The sequence below is a fragment of the Bradyrhizobium iriomotense genome (genome assembly GCF_030160715.1).
GTDB classification, from domain to species: domain Bacteria; phylum Pseudomonadota; class Alphaproteobacteria; order Rhizobiales; family Xanthobacteraceae; genus Bradyrhizobium; species Bradyrhizobium iriomotense.
The window spans coordinates 121,609-138,563 of sequence record NZ_BSOW01000010.1; the positions used below are offsets into that span (position 1 = coordinate 121,609).

General features: G+C 63.6%; 14 protein-coding genes. 1 reads left to right on the top strand and 13 read right to left on the bottom strand.

Annotation, left to right across the window (positions count from 1 at the left end):
• Positions 1-6: 6 nt before the first annotated feature.
• The 9 genes from QQL28_RS16145 to QQL28_RS16185 form a co-directional block, all read right to left on the bottom strand.
• Positions 7-1,254, bottom strand: coding sequence for a class I SAM-dependent RNA methyltransferase (locus QQL28_RS16145; RefSeq protein WP_284266983.1), 1,248 nt, complete (start codon positions 1,252-1,254; stop codon positions 7-9).
• On the bottom strand, positions 1,247-1,981 hold the full coding sequence (locus QQL28_RS16150) for a TlyA family RNA methyltransferase (protein ID WP_284266985.1): 735 nt from the start codon (positions 1,979-1,981) through the stop codon (positions 1,247-1,249). Before QQL28_RS16150 ends, QQL28_RS16145 begins: the two co-directional genes overlap by 8 nt.
• Positions 1,982-2,081: 100 nt before the next feature.
• On the bottom strand, positions 2,082-2,636 hold the full coding sequence (locus QQL28_RS16155) for a nucleoside 2-deoxyribosyltransferase (protein WP_284266987.1): 555 nt from the start codon (positions 2,634-2,636) through the stop codon (positions 2,082-2,084).
• 38 nt (positions 2,637-2,674) lie between these two features.
• Positions 2,675-4,603 (bottom strand): 1-deoxy-D-xylulose-5-phosphate synthase, encoded by a 1,929-nt coding sequence (dxs, locus tag QQL28_RS16160; protein ID WP_284266989.1) that lies wholly within the window; start codon positions 4,601-4,603, stop codon positions 2,675-2,677.
• Between the two features lie 358 nt (positions 4,604-4,961).
• On the bottom strand, positions 4,962-6,272 hold the full coding sequence (locus QQL28_RS16165; RefSeq protein WP_284266991.1) for a hypothetical protein: 1,311 nt from the start codon (positions 6,270-6,272) through the stop codon (positions 4,962-4,964).
• A gap of 248 nt (positions 6,273-6,520) precedes the next feature.
• Entirely contained in the window at positions 6,521-6,772 is a 252-nt protein-coding gene (locus QQL28_RS16170; RefSeq protein ID WP_027526545.1) for an exodeoxyribonuclease VII small subunit, read from the bottom strand.
• 72 nt (positions 6,773-6,844) lie between these two features.
• Positions 6,845-7,774, bottom strand: a complete 930-nt coding sequence (locus tag QQL28_RS16175) for a histone deacetylase family protein (protein ID WP_284266995.1) — start codon at positions 7,772-7,774, stop codon at positions 6,845-6,847.
• 133 nt (positions 7,775-7,907) lie between these two features.
• Positions 7,908-9,575 (bottom strand): bifunctional metallophosphatase/5'-nucleotidase, encoded by a 1,668-nt coding sequence (locus tag QQL28_RS16180; protein WP_284266998.1) that lies wholly within the window; start codon positions 9,573-9,575, stop codon positions 7,908-7,910.
• A gap of 111 nt (positions 9,576-9,686) precedes the next feature.
• Complete coding sequence (locus QQL28_RS16185) at positions 9,687-10,442, bottom strand: enoyl-CoA hydratase-related protein (protein ID WP_284267001.1); 756 nt, start codon at positions 10,440-10,442, stop codon at positions 9,687-9,689.
• A 186-nt stretch (positions 10,443-10,628) separates the two neighbouring features.
• On the opposite strand from QQL28_RS16185, the gene QQL28_RS16190 reads away from it, so the two are divergent.
• Positions 10,629-10,814, top strand: a complete 186-nt coding sequence (locus tag QQL28_RS16190) for a hypothetical protein (protein ID WP_284267147.1) — start codon at positions 10,629-10,631, stop codon at positions 10,812-10,814.
• Positions 10,815-10,834: 20 nt separating this feature from the next.
• Here the strand turns inward: QQL28_RS16190 and QQL28_RS16195 are convergent, their stop codons facing one another.
• From QQL28_RS16195 to QQL28_RS16210, 4 genes are all read right to left on the bottom strand, one after another.
• The gene (locus QQL28_RS16195) at positions 10,835-12,613 is read right to left on the bottom strand and encodes an acyl-CoA dehydrogenase family protein (RefSeq protein ID WP_284267003.1); all 1,779 of its coding nucleotides are present in this window, start codon (positions 12,611-12,613) and stop codon (positions 10,835-10,837) included.
• A 538-nt stretch (positions 12,614-13,151) separates the two neighbouring features.
• Complete coding sequence (locus QQL28_RS16200; protein ID WP_284267005.1) at positions 13,152-14,045, bottom strand: hypothetical protein; 894 nt, start codon at positions 14,043-14,045, stop codon at positions 13,152-13,154.
• Between the two features lie 91 nt (positions 14,046-14,136).
• Entirely contained in the window at positions 14,137-15,549 is a 1,413-nt protein-coding gene (locus tag QQL28_RS16205) for a helix-turn-helix domain-containing protein (RefSeq protein ID WP_284267008.1), read from the bottom strand.
• 54 nt (positions 15,550-15,603) lie between these two features.
• Entirely contained in the window at positions 15,604-16,845 is a 1,242-nt protein-coding gene (locus tag QQL28_RS16210; RefSeq protein ID WP_284267009.1) for a Fic family protein, read from the bottom strand.
• Positions 16,846-16,955: the final 110 nt, after the last annotated feature.

The window sequence follows — 16,955 nt, forward strand, 5'->3', positions numbered from 1 at the left end:
CCGTCGTCACCGGCTGAACCGCGCCACCAGCTCGACGTGCGGCGTGTGGCGGAACTGGTCGACCGGAACCACGGTCTCGAGCTTGTAGCCGCCGTCGGTCAGCAGCCGTGCATCGCGGGCGAATGTCGCGACGTTGCAGGACACCGCGATCACGACCGGCACCTTGCTTGCGGCGAGTTTTAGCGCCTGCGCCTGCGCGCCCTGGCGTGGCGGGTCGAATACGACGGCATCGAACTCGCGCAGTTCCTGCGGCACCAGGGGGCGGCGGAACAAGTCACGCGGTGCGGCCGCGATTGGCTTCAGGCCTGGCGTCCGCGCGGCTTTCGCAAGCGCTGCGACGGCGCCAGCGTCGCTGTCATAGGCGGTGACGCGCGCCTTCTCGGCAAGCCTCAAGGCAAATGGGCCGACGCCGCAGAAGAGATCGGCGGTCTCCTTTGCCTTGCCGACGCGCTCGCTCACCAGCCTGGCCAGCGTTTCCTCGCCGGCCACGGTTGCCTGGAGGAACGAGCCCGGCGGCAGCGTCACCTCGGCACGCCCCATGCGCAGCGTCGGTGGCAGCCGTTGCAGCACGAGCTCGCCGTGCCGTGTCAGCCGTGCCAGACAATGCTGCTCGGCGACGCCCGAGAGCGCCGCGACCATCGCCGCCGGCAGCGGACCTGAGCCGCGTACGTCGACATCGAGGCCGTTCTCGGTCGCTGTGATCTGGATGTCGAGCGGCTTGGTCACCGCCATTTTGGACGTCAGCGGCTCGGCGACCGCCCAGGCGGCATCGAGCGCGCCGTCGAGGGCGGGATCGAGGATAGGGCAGCGATGGATCGGGATGACGTCATGCGAGCTTGTCGCGGCAAAGCCCACTTTGAGGATCGCATGCGTGCCGAGCCGGCCATGCAGCGTGATGCGGCGGCGTCCCGCGCCGTGCGCGTCGACCAGCGGCGCCACCTCGCAGTCGACGCCGGCCTGTGCCAGCGTCTCGATCACGATGTTGCGCTTCCACGCCTGGTACGGCGCGGCCGCCCAATGCTGGATCGCGCAACCGCCGCAGACGCCGAAATGCGGACAGAACGGCGCGATGCGCTCAGAGCTTGCCACATCCACCGCGAGCAGCTTCCGACGGTCGGGATGATGGCCGTGGACCTGCTCGACCTCGACGGTCTCGCCTCCGAGCGTATAGGGCACGTAGATCGCCTCGCGCTCGTCGAGGCAGACGCCTTCGCCGCGATGGCCGACGTGATCGATTGTCAGGCGCTCAACCACGGCGCGCGCCCAGGAAGAATTCAATATTGCCGTCGCCGCCCGTGATCGGCGAGGGGAATACCTCGATGCCGGTGCAACCGAGCGAGGCAGCGAAGGCTGCGATGTCGTCGCAGATCTCCTGATGCACGGCGGCGTTGCGGATAATCCCCTTCTTGTTGTGCTTCCGCTCGGCCTCGAACTGCGGCTTGATCAGCGCGAGCAGGCTCATCGGTGCAGCCGCCAGCGACAGTGCCACCGGCAGCACTGTCTTCAGCGAGATGAAGCTGACGTCGATAACGACGACATCAGGTCGCGCCGGCAGACGCTTGCCTTCGTAAGAGCGGATGTCGGTCTCCTCCATCGAGACGATCTTGGGATGCCCGCGCAGCGAGGGATGCAGCTGCTCGCGCCCGACGTCGAGCGCGAACACGAGACTCGCGCCATTGGCCAGCAGTACCTCGGTGAAGCCGCCGGTGGAGGCACCGACGTCGAGGCAGATATGGTCTTCGATGTCGATGGGATAGCGCTCCAGCGCGCCGGCGAGCTTGACTCCGCCGCGCGAGACATAGGGATGCGCCGGCTCGGCCTGGAGCACCGCGTCCTCGGCGATCGTCTCGGATGGCTTTGCGACAGGCTTGTCATTGGCGGTGACGAGCCCGGCCTCGATCGCAGCGCGCGCCCGCGCCCGGCTCTCGAACAGGCCGCGTTCGACCAAAAGAACATCCGCGCGCTTGCGGGGAGGGGACATCAGGCTCTCCGGGAGAGTTTGCTTGAGCATGATCCTTTCGGAAAACCACTGCACACTTTGCGCTAACGCGGCCCTTCGGGTCCGGATCATGCTCTAGCGCTTATGTAGCGAGCAATCGCGCGGCCGCCATCCGGACGCAAGTCTCGAACGCGGCAAGATCGTGCCAGACGTCGATGGGCATCTCGGCGGGCGTCACCAGCGGGCAGCCGTGCAGCTCCAGCGCGTGGACCATCATGAGATTGTCGACCAGGCCAAAATCCTCGATCGTCAGTCCCTGCGCATCGATCAGGCGGCCGTCCTCGTTGGCGATATCCATGAAGCGGCCGACGCGGTCGGCATAGACGGCGGGATCGTTGGAATAGGCGAGACACAGCTTGTCGCGGCCGGCCATGTAGCCGAGCTCGTAGACGGTGCCGGGATCGGCGCCGGCACCGCGGAACGGTGTGAGATTGGCGATGATGGCATCGGCCGCATCCATCATCGCCTCGTTGGCGGCGAAGATCTGGCGCGAAGCATCGCTCGCTGCGAGATCGATCGCGTTATCGAGAGGATAAAGGCCGTCGAGCCCGTGCGCGGCGCAGATCGCGGCCTTGCGCCGGCCGATCTCAACCGCATCCGGCAGGAACACGTCGGGGCCTGCCAGATAGATTTTCATGGAGGTTGCGCTGCTTCGCCGAAGGCCGAAGCCCGCCGTCAGGCGAGCTTGACCGTCTCGGTCTTGACGTCCTTGCCGAGCGCCTCGAACACCTTGGCAACGATGCCCTTCGCGTCGAGTCCGGCGCGGCCGTACATCGCGGCCGGCGTGTCGTGGTCGAGGAACACGTCGGGCAGCACCATCGAGCGGAACCGTACGGCGCCGCTGTCGAGCGCGCCCTGGTCGGTCAGGAACTGCGCGACATGCGAACCGAAGCCGCCGACCGAGCCTTCCTCGATCGTGATGAGGATCTCGTGCTCGCGGGCGAGCTTGAGCACCAGGTCGGTGTCGAGCGGCTTCATGAAGCGCGCATCCGCGATCGTGGTGGAGAGGCCGTGCGCAGCGAGCTCGTCGGCCGCCTTTTCGCAATCGGCAAGGCGGGTGCCGAAGGAGAGCAGGGCGATCTTGCTGCCCTGCCGGACGACGCGGCCCTTGCCGACCTCGAGGGGAATGCCGACCTCGGGCATCTCGACGCCGCGGCCTTCGCCACGCGGATAGCGCAGCGCGCTCGGACGGTCGTCGATTGCGACCTGGGTTGCGACCATGTGCACCATTTCGGCTTCATCCGCAGCCGCCATGATCACCATGTTCGGCAGACAGCCGAGATAGGCGTTGTCGAACGAGCCCGCATGCGTGGCGCCATCGGCGCCGACGAGGCCGGCGCGGTCGATGGCGAAGCGTACCGGCAGGCTCTGGATCGCGACGTCATGCACGACCTGGTCGTAACCGCGCTGAAGGAAGGTCGAGTAGATCGCGCAGAACGGCTTGTAGCCCTCGGTGGCGAGACCGGCGGCAAACGTCACAGCGTGCTGCTCGGCAATGCCGACGTCGAAGGTGCGATCGGGGAATGCCTTGTTGAAGATGTCGACGCCGGTGCCTGACGGCATCGCCGCAGTGATGGCGACGATCTTGTCGTCCTTCTGCGCTTCCTTGACGAGGCTCTGGCCGAACACGTTCTGGTAGGCCGGCGCATTCGGCTTGGCCTTGACCTGCGTGCCGGTCGCAACGTCGAACTTGACAACAGCGTGGTATTTGTCGGCGGAAGCCTCCGCCGGGCCGTAGCCCTTGCCCTTCTGGGTCACGACGTGGACCAGGATCGGGCCGGTCTCCATGTCGCGCACGTTCTTCAGCACGGGCAGCAGGTGGTCGAGATTGTGGCCGTCGATCGGGCCGACGTAGTAGAAGCCGAGCTCCTCGAACAGCGTGCCGCCGTCCATCATGAAGCCGCGGGAGTATTCCTCGACGCGGTTGGCGCGGTTGGCGATGATCTTGGGCAGGCGCTTGTTGATCTGCTTGGCTGCCTCGCGCAGCGTGCGGTAGGTCTTGCCAGAGTAGAGCCGCGACAGGTACGCGCTCATCGCACCGACTGGCGGAGCAATCGACATGTCGTTGTCATTGAGGATGACGATCAGACGGGAGTTCATCGCGCCTGCATTGTTCATGGCCTCATAGGCCATGCCCGCCGACATCGCGCCGTCGCCGATCACGGCGATGACGTTGTTCTTGCCGCCAGCGAGGTCGCGCGCGACCGCCATGCCGAGGCCGGCCGAGATCGAGGTCGAGGAGTGCGCCGCGCCGAACGGATCGTAGTCGCTCTCGCTCCGCTTGGTGAAGCCGGAGAGGCCGCCGCCGGTGCGCAAGGTGCGGATGCGGTCGCGCCGCCCGGTCAGGATCTTGTGCGGATAGGCCTGGTGGCCGACGTCCCAGATCAACCGGTCGCGCGGCGTGTCGAAGATGTAATGGATCGCGGTGGTGAGCTCGACGACGCCGAGGCCCGCGCCGAAATGACCGCCGGTCACGGAAACGGCGTCGATGGTCTCCTGCCGCAGCTCGTCGGCGACCTGGCGGACCTGTTCGATCTTGAGCTTGCGCAGGTCATCCGGCGTGCGGATGGTGTCGAGAAGCGGCGTCTTGCTGTATGCGTTCACGGCGATTTCCAATTTTAAGGGCCGAACGACCGTCCGGCGCGAGATGGGTATGCACAATATTGGCGCAGCGCGAGCCCTGACTGTCGGAGCCACCTGCGCGGGGCAAAGCCCCTTCCTTCAAGCTTAAGTGAGCCCAAGTGCGCTCCGGTTCAGTCTATGTGATCTCTGTCACCCAGCTCGGCGTCACCCGTCCCAGCCAATTTCATTAGCGATTTGAAGCGCTTGCCGTCAGCAATACTTGCTCACGAAAGGCTCTCAAATAGCCATAGTCCGCGCAGCTTTACACCAAAGCTGCCGCCAAAGCCAACCCGTTAGGCCCGTGGACGGGTATGCGCGTGCAAGCCTCGGGCCGGTTTGGTTAACCCCGGCTCCGGGCCGGAGGTTCCATCTTGCCGAGTTCCTGGGCAGGAATTTGTCCACGGGGACAGGAATTTTCCAACTCCAGCCGCCGCCAGGCAAACTCGCGGGCGGAGGTGTCGCCGGTCGCGACCGCAAGCGCCGCGTCCGGCAAGGCCATCCGTTCCCGCAAGGGAACCGGGCCGCACACGATCATGAAGAAGTCGTAGGCATGCGGCCGCTCGTTGGCCATCACGAACTGGAAATGGACGCGGAAGAACTGCCAGCGGAACAATTTGTAGTGCTCGGGCGCGATGATCTCTCGGAAGCGCACCGGCACGATGGCGGCAGGATTGCAGCGCGCCGCACCGACGTCGATGCCGTGGGCCGCGATCGGATCGAACTGGAAGAAGTTCATCACGTCCTTGCGGGCCTGGCAGTCGATCCACTCGATCGAGGGCTCGACCGCGAGCTCGCGCAAACGGTCGCGGAAATCCTGTGCCGCCGCGTGATAGCCGACGACCGGACAATTGCCGCCGACCGTGAGCAACATGACCCGGGCGCCGCGCTGTCCGAGCGCAGGATCAAGCTTGAGCGCACGCGCCAGGATTTCGATCGCGAGGAACGAGCCCGAGGAGTGCCCGACCAGCACGATCTCCTCTGCGCGCGTGGTGCGCGCGACCTTGCACAGATGCTCCGCAAAGCGGTCGATGCGCCGGTCCCATTCCGGCTGGCGGCGATGGGCGAATTCCCAGGTCCAGATGTGGTCACGCAGGAGATAGAGCACATAGGTCCTCTCCTCCGTGTATTTCAGCGTGGTGCCGAGCAGCGCCACGAACAGTGCGGCGGCCGCGAGGAGGCTGAAGGGATCGGGGACGCCGAACGCATCCAGCCCTTTCCGGAACAGCCATGCGACGCTGGCCGCGCACAGTGCCTCCACGAGCAGCACCAGATAGGGGTAGCTGACGAAGGTCGCGAATCGCCAGTTCGCCTTGGCGAAGCGCGCGATGGTGCCGCCGAACACGAGCTGGCAGTAGACCCACAGCGCCGCGAACACCGTCTTGCGGATCGGCTGGGCGAGGTCACGCTTGATGAAATCCTCAAAGCGCAGGAAGTCGTAGGCCGTGCGGGTCTGCCAGTCGTCCGCGCGGGTCTCGATGCTCCAGGACGCGATCTCGCCTTCGCTCACATCCTGCGGCCGGCTGATCGTGGTCTTGAGCTGGTAGAGCCGGTCGAACTTGCGCAGCTCGGTGCGGAACATGCGATAATATCGCGCGAGTCCGCGCGGATCGTAGCCCTGCACATAAATGATATGGCGGTTCTGAACGCGCACTGACCCTGTGATCCCGCAAGCCGGCCTGGGGGCCCCGACAGGAGCCTAAGCCTCTCTCCCCCGATTAACGCGCTTCCTCGACGAAAAACCGTCGATGTTGGTCCGGACCGCTGGCCCGGTCCGCATTTTCTGCCCGGGACTATAGCAGTCCGCGGGACAGGCCAAGAGCTATTTGCAGCCTGGCTGCGCGACCTTCGGGCGCATTCCCTGAATATTCTGAATGGGTTGGGGGTATCGGGGAAGGGCGGCTATTGAACGTCGAGGGGCGCGGTGCCGCTCGCCTGGCCGCTGGCGTCCGTGGTGATCTTGTCGACGCGGGCCTCGGCCTGGCGCAAGAGTTCCTCGCAGCGGCGCTTCAAGGCCTCGCCGCGCTCATAGATCGCCACCGATTCTTCCAGCGGCACCTTGCCCTCCTCGAGCCGCTTCACGATCGTTTCGAGCTCCTCGATCGCGCGCTCAAAGGTCAGCCTGGTCACGTCGATTTGGGTGTTTTCGGCCATATCCGTTTCCGATTGCCCGCCCTTCGCTAGGTTACGAAGCAATATTTTGCGGGCGCAATGTGGCGGGTGTCGTCAGGCGCCCATCAGGGCGCCGACATGCGCCGTAACAGATTCTTTCAGTCCTTGCAGGTCATAGCCGCCCTCGAGCACCGAAACAACGCGCCCGCCCGCGGTCTTGTCGGCGAGGTCCATCAGCTTCCGCGTGACCCAGGCATAGTCCTCCGCGCGCAGGTTCAGCGAGGCCAGCGGATCGCGATAATGCGCGTCGAACCCTGCGGAGATGATGAGAAGCTCGGGGCTGAACTTGGTCAGCCGTGGCAGGATCAAAGTCTCGAAGGCGTCGCGGAATTCAGGGCCGCCGTCCTCGGAGGCGAGCGGCGCGTTGACGATGGTGTCGTGATCGCCGCGCTCGGAGCGCGCGCCCGTACCAGGAAACAGCGGCATCTGGTGGGTCGAGCAGTACATCACGGTCGGATCCGACCAGAAGATGTCCTGCGTGCCGTTGCCGTGGTGCACGTCGAAATCGACAATGGCCGCGCGCTTGATGCCGTATTTGCGCTGCGCGTGGCGGGCGGCGATCGCGACGTTGTCGAAGAAGCAGAAGCCCATCGGCTTGCCGATCTCGGCATGGTGTCCGGGCGGGCGCACCGCGACGAAGGCGTTGCGGTGCTCGCCCGCCATCACGGCCTCGGTCGCAGCAACCGCGCCGCCGACCCCGCGCATGACTGCTTCCCAGGTGCCCGGCGACATCGAGGTGTCGCCGTCGATGTAGACCTGGCCGCTGGTCGGCGCGATGTGGCGCAGCTCGGTGACGTAGTGTTCGTTGTGGCAGAGCGTGACGAGGTCGAGATTGCCCTCCGGCGCCTGATCCCGCACCAGGAACTGGAAGCGTTCGTGCGATAGCGCTTCCTCCACCGCGCGCAGGCGGTCCGGCCGCTCGGGATGGCCTTGCGGCGTGACATGGTCGAGGCAGGCCTTGTGGGAGAGAAGAAGCGTGCTCATCAGGTCGGGCTCACTGGACACGGGCTTTTGACGTCGCTTGGCGCATCCGGCGCCAAAAGGCAATGTAAAACGCAATGTAGGGGTTTGGCCGGGAATGGCAAAGGTGGTCCTGTTCCGGGCCGTTTGATCCGGATCAATTGACGCGCAGGATGCGGCTCGGTGGCAGCGGGCCGATCGGGCCGTGCGCCCGGAAGAAGGCAAACAGCGCATCCGCATCGTAGCCGCCGTATTGCGGCGAGGTGCCTTGCTTGGCGACCGTGAAACCGTCGCCACCGACGGCGAGATAGTCGTTGAGGGTGACGCGGTAGCTCGATGCCGGATCGACCGGCTTGCCGTCGAGCGTCATCTTGTCGGCCACGACGCGCTCGCCGAACGGCTTTGAAGCGTCCCAGACATAGCTGAAGCCGTTCGACACCTGGAGGATCCGCGGCCGCTTCGGATCGAGCCATTGCTGCTCGAGCATCTCCTTGAGCCGGCTGCCCGTGAGCGTCAGGGTAACCAGACGGTTGCGGAACGGCTGGCTCGCGAACACTTCGCCAAAGGACACCGCGCCGTTCTCCTTCGGCACGATGTCGGTGCGGATACCGCCGGGATTGGTGACGGCGATGACGGCGCCCCCGTCCTTCGCATCCTTCGTCGCGGCCAATTGCGCATCGGCGATGACGTCGCCGAGCGCGCTCTCGCCCGCCTCATTGGGCACGCGCGACAGCGTCTGTGTCACCGAGCCAGCCGGACGGTTGGCGATGGGGGCAGCCAGCTTGTCGTAGGCCTCGATCAGCGCGGTCTGCTCGGGATCCTTGGCGAGCGAGGCGTTCGCGACGATCACGTTCTCGGCTTTCGCGCTGACGACGTCGCGCGTCGCGGAATCGAGTGTGACGTCGATCGCGGTCACCAGCGTGCCGTATTTGTCGCCGCTGGTGACGAGACGGCCGTCGATTTGGCAGACGTAAGCACGATGCGTGTGGCCGCTCACGACGACGTCCACCGCGCGGTCGAACTTCTTGACGATGTCGACGATCGGCCCTGAAATGCCCGGGCATTCATTGTAGTCGCCAGTCGGCTCGCCGCCTTCGTGGATCAGGACCACGATCGCCTCGACGCCGCGCGCCTTCAGTTGCGGAACAAGCGCGTTCACCGTGTCGGCCTCGTCGCGGAATTCGAGTCCGGCAATGCCTTTTGGCGAGACGATGCCAGCGGTGCCCTTGAGCGTCAGCCCGATGAAGGCGACAGGGATGCCGTCGAACTCCCTGATCTCATAGGGCGGCAGGATACTCTTTCCGGTCGCGGTCTCGATGGTGGAGGCCGCAAGATAATGGAATTTGGCACCCGTGAAGGGATGCGGCCCCTGGCATCCGTCTTCCGGATGGCAGCCGCCGTTCTGCATCCTGAGCAGCTCGGCCTTGCCCTCGTCGAACTCGTGATTGCCGACCGAGGTGATCGCAAGCCCCATCATCGACAGCGATTCGACCGACGGCTCGTCGTGAAACATCGCCGACAAGAACGGGCTCGCCCCGATAAGGTCACCGGCCGCCACGAAGATCGTATTCTTGTGGCCCTCGCGCAGTTGCTTGACCAGCGTCGCCATGTACTCGGCGCCGCCCGCCGCGACCGTCACCTTCTTCGCCTTGTCCTCGGGATCGCCGATGCGGATGCCGCCCGGCGGCGATCTGAGATTGCCGTGGAAATCGTTGATCGCAAGGATGCGCAGTTCGACCGTCGCGGAGCCCTGGGCAAGAGCGGGCGGGGCACAGCCGAGTGCAAGGGCGAGAGTAGCCGGGATCAGGCGAAGCAGGTGTCGCATGGAACAAGCCTAAACGCTCCGCGCGAAGATTTCACGAAGCTTGTGACGAAGTCGCCGCGAACTCCACTTCCTTCTCCCACAACAAGGGGAGAAGGGAGGGAAACGCGCGCCCTACCGCTTCTTCCTGGCGGCAAAGGCGTTGAAGGCGGCGACAGCTTCATTCGACCGTATGCGCTCGCCGAACAGGTGGCCCTCCTGGTCGATGCGGCGGGTGAGTTCCTCCGGCGGCCCCCGCAGCAGCTTGCGTGAAATCGCGACCGCCTCGGCCGGCAACCTGCAGATCTCGCGAGCGACCTTGCGCGCTTCGGTTTCGGTGTGCCCCGGCGAGACCACAGCATTGACGAACCCCGCCATCTGAGCCTCCTCGGCTGTGAAGGTTCGCCCCATCACCAGCATCGCGAACGCGCGCTGGTGACCCATGGTTCGTGGCATCAAGAGGCTCGCGGCCCCCACCGGAACCAGACCGAGGTTGATGTAGGGTGCAGAGAACGTCGCAGCCGTCGACGCGAGCACATAGTCGCAGTGGAACAGCAGCACGGTGCCAATGCCGATGGCGACCCCGTCCACCGCCGCGATGATCGGCTTGACGTTGAGTGCGAGGGAGTAAAGGAACTTGGCTCCGTTCGACAGCGCCTCCGGGCGCGACGTATCGGCGTTCAGGAAATGGTCGATGTCGTCGCCGGCGGTGAACACGCCAGAGCCGCCTGTGATGATGATGCAGCGGACGTTGGGGTTGTTCTGCGCGGTGTCGATTGCGTGGCCCATCTCGCGATACATGTCCTGTGTGATCGCGTTCTTCTTGCCCGGCCGGCGCAGCGTGATGATGCGCGTCGCGCCTTCGTTGGTGACGATGATCTGGCCGGTCATGCTTCCCAGTCCCCAATAGCAGCCCGCGGCACCGTTGCCCCGGCCTGTCGTTTTCCCGTCAGCCTACATCATCTTGCGGAGCTGCCAAACCTGCGGTGGCTGTTTTCAACGGTGGCGCAGTTGCATACCACCCCCGGCGCCACCGCGGTCGCATATGCGGGACAGGCGATGCAACAAAAGGCTACAATGATTTGGTTGAAAAACCAGGGCGTGTACGGCAGAATCGATCCGATCCGCGCGTTCGGCCTCGTCGGCTTCGTGCGCAGCCTGACCGGCGACGACACGGCAGCGCTGACGCTATGCGTGGTGCTCGACCTCGTCGCGGCGGTCGCAGTTTTGATGCGGCCTAGGCCGGTCCGCGCCTCGGGATGAGGGCGCGGACAGTTCAGGCGTTACCCCAGCAACACCGCGTCCGCCGCTGCGACCGACTCCGCGCTCTCAGTCACGGTGCGCTCCAGCGAGCTCGCCTGCACCGTGATGTTCTCGGCGAAGAAGCGGGCGAGCGAGACGTAGCGGGGCGCATCAAGGTTGCCGTCGCTCTTGGCCGCGAGCGCCTCGCTTGCCAGCATGCAGCCGCCGAGCGTCGCACCAAACTGCTGGAGATAGGGCGTGGCGCCGGCGAGCGCGTCGTTCGGCGCCTCGGCCAGCCGCTCCAGGAGCCACTTGCTGGTGCGCTTGAGCGCGTCCAGCGCCTCGCGCAATTTAACGCCGGTGGTGCCGAAGGCGGGATCGTTGGAGGCCTCGACCTGCTTGATGATGCCGGAGAGCTCGCCGAGCAGCGCGAAGACCGCGGTGCCGCCGTTGGCCGCGAGCTTCCGCGTGACGAGGTCGATCGCCTGGATGCCGTTGGTGCCTTCATAGATCGCGGTGATACGCGCGTCGCGATAATGCTGGGCCGCGCCGGTCTCCTCGATGAAGCCCATGCCGCCATGAACCTGGACGCCGAGATAGGCGACCTCGTTGCCGACGTCGGTCGAATAGGCCTTTGCGATCGGCGTCAGCAGCGCCGCGCGCGCCGCGGCCTCGACCCGCACGCCGGGATCCTTGGCGCGCGTCGAGACGTCGATCGCGACCGCCGTCGCATAGCAGATGGTGCGCGCGGCCGCGGTCTGCGCCCGCATCCGCATCAGCATGCGCTTGACGTCGGGGTGCACGATGATGGCATCGGAGCCGTCGCCCTTCTTGCCGAGGGCGCGACCCTGCTTGCGCTCCTGCGCGTAAGCGAGAGCCTGCTGATAGGCGCGGTCGGCGACGCCGACGCCTTCGAGGCCGACGCCGAGGCGCGCCTGGTTCATCATCGTGAACATGCAGCGCATGCCCTGGTTCTCTTCGCCGATCAGAAAGCCGATCGCGCCGCCATGATCGCCCATGGTCATGGTGCAGGTGGGGGAGGCGTGCATGCCGAGCTTGTGCTCGACGCCGGACGCATAGATGTCGTTGCGCGCGCCGAGCGAGCCGTCGGCATTGACCATGAACTTGGGAACGAGAAAGAGCGAAATGCCCTTGGTGCCGGCAGGGGCGTCGGGCAGGCGCGCGAGCACGAAATGCACGATGTTGTCGGTCATGTCGTGCTCGCCATAGGTGATGAAGATCTTCGTCCCCTTGATGCGATAGGTACCGTCGGCCTGCCGCTCGGCGCGGGTGCGCAGCGCGCCGACGTCGGAGCCGGCCTGCGGCTCGGTGAGCTGCATCGTGCCGGTCCATTCGCCGGTGACGAGTTTCTCCAGATAGATCTGCTTCAGCTCGTCGTTGCCGTGCGCCTCGAGCGCCTCGATGGCGGAGGCCGTGAGCAGCGGGCAGAGGCCGAAGGCGACGTTGGAGGCGCTCCAGATCTCGGTGCAGGCCGCGTTGATTGCGAGCGGCAGGCCCTGGCCGCCGAAGCCTTCCGGTCCCGAGACCGCGTTCCAGCCGCCATCCGTCCAGCGCTTGTAAGCATCCGGCCAGCCTGGCGCGGTCGTGACCTTGCCGTCGTCGAGCTTGATGCCGTTCTCGTCCCCGACGCGGTTGAGCGGTGCGAGCACGTCCGAAGCGAACTTGCCGGCTTCCTCCAGCACGGCTTGCACGATATCGGCGTCGAAATCGCCGTAATGGCCTGCCTCCACGGCGGCCTTGAGGCCCGCGCCGTGATTGAGCGAAAGCAGCATGTCGTTGATCGGCGCGCGGTAGGTCATGGCGTACTCCCGGAAACCTCGTTGGCGCCGTATTCCCACGAAACCGCCGAGGTCTCAATGGCCGGGAGGGCCAAGTTTCGTGACTGGGAGGCCAGGCTGGCTGCGGGGCAGGGCGCCGATATCAGGGTGGCGCAAACCGTGCCCGGAACGGGCGAATTTACGCGCCGAGGCGGTTGAAATGCTCGCCTTCTCTCTATAGACCGGCGGGGCAAACGGGAATCTGCGGTGGCCTGTGCTTTCCGCCGATCCCCGGAGAAGCGCCGTTGGGGCGTAGCCAAGCGGTAAGGCAGCGGATTTTGATTCCACTCGGAATGGCCGGTTTTGCGCCTTTTCGCTCTACCGATTTCTACGAAACCTCAACAAAAACAGGCAAAATCCGCGAACCCTTACTGCAAATTCCAATGCCGTGAGGTTCGCAAAAATTCCCGTTTAATTTCAAGGACTACCAAGCAGTCTCGGCGGCTCCACGCAGCATGGACGCAGCATGGAGGTAAAGCAAATCGAGTGTCCTTGGCGATGAGCCCGGAGCAGATGCTCGTTAGCCAGTCGGGATTTTTCTTTGCAGTTTGAACTCGGCAACCACGCCGCGTGTATCTTCAAACCAAGCATCGACTGCCGCAAATACGTCACGCTGCATGACACGCGACCATTCCTGGACTGTAGCATCCAGTGCTCGCGTGTTTGCCCGTACAAATTCGGGCCGATCGAGCCATTCCTCGCCCTTGCTCAGCAAGTAATCTGTCGCAACGCCGCCCGTCGCTCCTAGGACCCAACCCGCGGCCGTACCAAGGCCTGGTTCAACCATCGTTCCTGCGGCGGCACCAATGATCTGCGGACGCATGGCGGTAACGACTTTGGTTGCGGCCTTTGCGAAGATCGGAGCAACGGCTCGCTCGAAGGCCGGCGCGGCGCTCCGGGCGACCAGGACCGAGACGGACGCGGCCCCTGTTCCCCTGAGAACCGTCCTGAATCCTTCGTCATCCACTGCGTCGCGCGGCGCTTTCCATTTTTGTTGGTCCCATCCGAGCGAAACGTCCAACTTCGCCAGCGGATCGATATGCTCTAGGTGCTTGGTCTCGCGGTTGAGATAGTCTTGAACGCGGTCATCAAGTGTCGTGACCACCCTGAGATATTCCTCGTGCGCCTCGGCCAGAGTGCGCGCGATACCGGCTTCGAGTATCCGAAAAGAACAAGTGCGGCCGTCGTGGACAAGAGCCCCCTGATCGATGCGCGTCTTTGAGAGCGAAACGGCTTGGGCCCAAGCCACCGTATCGCGCGGGAAAGACGTGAAAATGCGTGTTCGCTTCGTGGCGCGATCTCGGGTGCGGCGATCTCCGTTAGATGATCGCGCGGGCCGGCAATATCTGAACTTGGACGCTTTATCGCCACATTCGTCTCCATCGCGGTATTTGGTACGATCGAGATAGGCCATGTAGCCTAGGCGATTCCGCTTCTGCCGGCAATGAAGTGCAGCCGGCCATCCCGACGATCCGGCACGCAAGCGTTCGACCGTGTTTAATCGTCTATCTCGATTCAATCGCGCGAGAGGCCGAAGTCGAGAGGATAGCGCGCAGCAGGTTTCCGCTCGTTGACGGGTATACCTGCATCAACGAGCTGGGTGCGCATCCAGCCGTTACGTTCAGAAGGCCCTTGATGATTTGCAAGCACCACGCGTGCGATACGGATGGCTTCGCGCAATTCTCGCGCAGATTTGGATGTACCCTCCACCCTCTCTTTCGCCAGTTCTGCAAAATCGATCCACCACTGATCGTTGTGCCCCCAATGAAGGAACGTTCCTGGATAAACATCCCCCTCCCAGAGGCGCATGAAGTCAGCCTTTTCGAGATGCTTTCCGTGAAGAGTGCACGCCCCCGGATGGTCAAAAGTCCGATAGAGCCTCCGGGCAGGCAGCAATACTCGAGGAGTTGATATTTGCCCGTGCCGCCGACATGGCTACTCGTTGGATGGTCCCAATGGAAGGTGACCCAACGAAAGTCATCAATCTCAGCCGCCACGATGGATTCAAAATCGTCTTCGCTCTGCCGCACGAAGACGATGCGCCGTGGATTGAGCCGTTGGATGGAATCAAATTGCTCTTCTGCGCCTCGATAGTCTTCTGGATCAACGCGGAAGGGGGTCTGTTTTCCTTCGAGCAGCCACTGCTCGTTTATGCCCAGCGCCCGCGCGAGATTCACCAGCTCCGATGCAATCACATCGGAGCGGCCCTCTGTAATGTCTTCGAGCTTGCGCCAGTCTGGAAATCCAAGGTGCTTCGAAATGCTCTGCAGAGTGAACCGCTCGTTCACGCTGCGCCGATCGTTCATCAATTCGACCGCCGTTGCTAGGCGCGCACCAATTTGCTTTGCAATTGTTGATGCCGTCGTTGCGTCGTGAAATACCGGGCTTGCGACAGCGATGAGGCCGTACCGGATGGCAAGGTCGGCGTGCTCGCTCAAGCGGCCTTCAAGCCAATCCCAACCATGCACTTGCACCTCAAAGCTCCCGTCGCGCGCATGGCGCTCGCTTATCTCGGCGGCCGCCTTCTTTAATCGCACGTCGTTCGGGCCCGTTGTGAGGACCACAAAGACGTCGAGCCTTGGATAGAAGCTGCGCGCCTTCGCCACTTCTTCGCGCAACTCCTTCTGTGTAAGCCGACTATTCGTCCAAGCTGAACCGTCACCACGGCCACGACATTGAATGCCGACTTGGACGCGCGTTCGCTGATCAATGCCCGATACGTCGACACCTGATTGCGGCTGGCCGTTGCGGCCATGCAGGTCCATGTGGACGTCGCCCGTAATCCTAGCGAACAGATCCCGAGTTAGTCGTTCGAATGCCTGCCAATCCTTGGGACGATTGAGCGAGGTGGCACTGCTTAATCCGGCGGCAAAGGCTCGGACTGCTTGACGACGTTCACGTTCGGCGAGTGGTGCCATATTCAAGTCGCGACTTTACGCGCCCCTGTGCCCATGGATGAACTCAAGCCTTACTCAGTCATTTGTCGTGTGCTCCGGAAATAGTCCCGGCATCCAGCGCGAGGCGAGGGTGGCGGGGAAAGCCAGCAGCAATGGGTCGCGCGGGCCTTTTGAAACGAGGACTCCTCGGCTGAGGAGCTCCGAAACAATACGCCGGGCATGACGTGGTGTCAGATCGAGAAGATTGGCAACATCGCCACGCGGCAGCTCGCCGCGATAGAGGATCGCTTCAACCACGGCACCTGCTTTCGGGGGAAGTCTGCTGAGGCGCGTTTCCTCCTCCGCCCACAGCAATATGCGCGTGCGCAACCGATCTGGCTGCATCAGCGATTCCATAAAGTTGACTTGGTCTATGCAGGTCTCCAAGAAGAACCGCGTAAACGAGGCGAGTGCTTCTTCGCTGAGGTTGCCCCGGCCGTCCAAGTCATTGCGCCGCGGAAGATCGCACTGGGTGAGATGCTGTTTATATGCGCCATCACTTCGAGCAAGCCCGCGAGCGACTGACCACACGGCGCCGGTATCGAGCCCGTCCAAAAGCATTGCGTGCGACATCAGGCGTGTGACGCGGCCATTGCCGTCGAGGAAGGGGTGAATCCACAAAAGGCGGTGATGCGCGGCAGCGGTGGCCAAAATCGCGTCGGCTTTTCCAACGCCGCTGTATGTTTTCTCGAAATGGGCGAGGAAGCGCGGAACAGCGCCAGGGCTGACGGCGATATGACGTCCCACTTTTACGTCGCGAAGCCGCAATTCGCCGGGTACAACCCGAATTCGTTCTTTTGTGTCGGGCTCCTCGATCCACAACATCGCGTCGGGAAGGTGCTCGCAGAAACGGCGGTGGATATCCCGGATGCCGTCCGTGGTCACAGTGCGACCGCGCAGATGGCCTTCGTCGATCCAGCGCTGCACCGCGATATGTGCCTTGGCTTCGAGCTGAAGATCGCGCTTTTTGGGATCGGCGCTATAGTCGTTCTTCAGGGCGCGTTCGATATCGACCGGGTGCGTATCGTGCCCCTCGATAAGGTTGCTGTAGTAGCAGTTCATGGCTCGGACGAGATCGGCCAAAGAGCCCAGCAGGCTTTGCGGCAAGCTTCTCTTGAAGCCGGCCGATTTGCCGACGAGCTCGACCGCCAAATCGGTCAGCTCGCCCCGATGGCGGGAATCCTCTCTGATAAGGAGCGGTTCCATTGAGAAGACCGCCTCGCCACGATCAGCAGCCGTAGAAATGTCCTCTTTTTTGTCCTCAATGTTCTTTGTCATAAGTATAGTTATATCAGATACATACGAAAAAATCATCTAAGAAATTGAACGAGCTAAAGTCCTCATAAATGTCCGTCTTGTCGATAGGTTGAGGTTTCCCAACCTTCGCC

What these genes read in the sequence shown, in the direction of transcription:
- QQL28_RS16195 (WP_284267003.1), bottom strand. Translation starts at nt 12,613, where the DNA reads ATGACCTACCGCGCGCCGATCAACGACATGCTGCTTTCGCTCAATCAC.
- QQL28_RS16200 (WP_284267005.1), bottom strand. Translation starts at nt 14,045, where the DNA reads ATGGCCTATCTCGATCGTACCAAATACCGCGATGGAGACGAATGTGGC.
- QQL28_RS16170 (WP_027526545.1), bottom strand. Translation starts at nt 6,772, where the DNA reads ATGGCCGAAAACACCCAAATCGACGTGACCAGGCTGACCTTTGAGCGC.
- QQL28_RS16210 (WP_284267009.1), bottom strand. Translation starts at nt 16,845, where the DNA reads ATGACAAAGAACATTGAGGACAAAAAAGAGGACATTTCTACGGCTGCT.
- QQL28_RS16150 (WP_284266985.1), bottom strand. Translation starts at nt 1,981, where the DNA reads ATGTCCCCTCCCCGCAAGCGCGCGGATGTTCTTTTGGTCGAACGCGGC.
- QQL28_RS16180 (WP_284266998.1), bottom strand. Translation starts at nt 9,575, where the DNA reads ATGCGACACCTGCTTCGCCTGATCCCGGCTACTCTCGCCCTTGCACTC.
- QQL28_RS16185 (WP_284267001.1), bottom strand. Translation starts at nt 10,442, where the DNA reads ATGACCGGCCAGATCATCGTCACCAACGAAGGCGCGACGCGCATCATC.
- QQL28_RS16190 (WP_284267147.1), top strand. Translation starts at nt 10,629, where the DNA reads ATGATTTGGTTGAAAAACCAGGGCGTGTACGGCAGAATCGATCCGATC.
- QQL28_RS16205 (WP_284267008.1), bottom strand. Translation starts at nt 15,549, where the DNA reads ATGGCACCACTCGCCGAACGTGAACGTCGTCAAGCAGTCCGAGCCTTT.
- QQL28_RS16175 (WP_284266995.1), bottom strand. Translation starts at nt 7,774, where the DNA reads ATGAGCACGCTTCTTCTCTCCCACAAGGCCTGCCTCGACCATGTCACG.
- QQL28_RS16155 (WP_284266987.1), bottom strand. Translation starts at nt 2,636, where the DNA reads ATGAAAATCTATCTGGCAGGCCCCGACGTGTTCCTGCCGGATGCGGTT.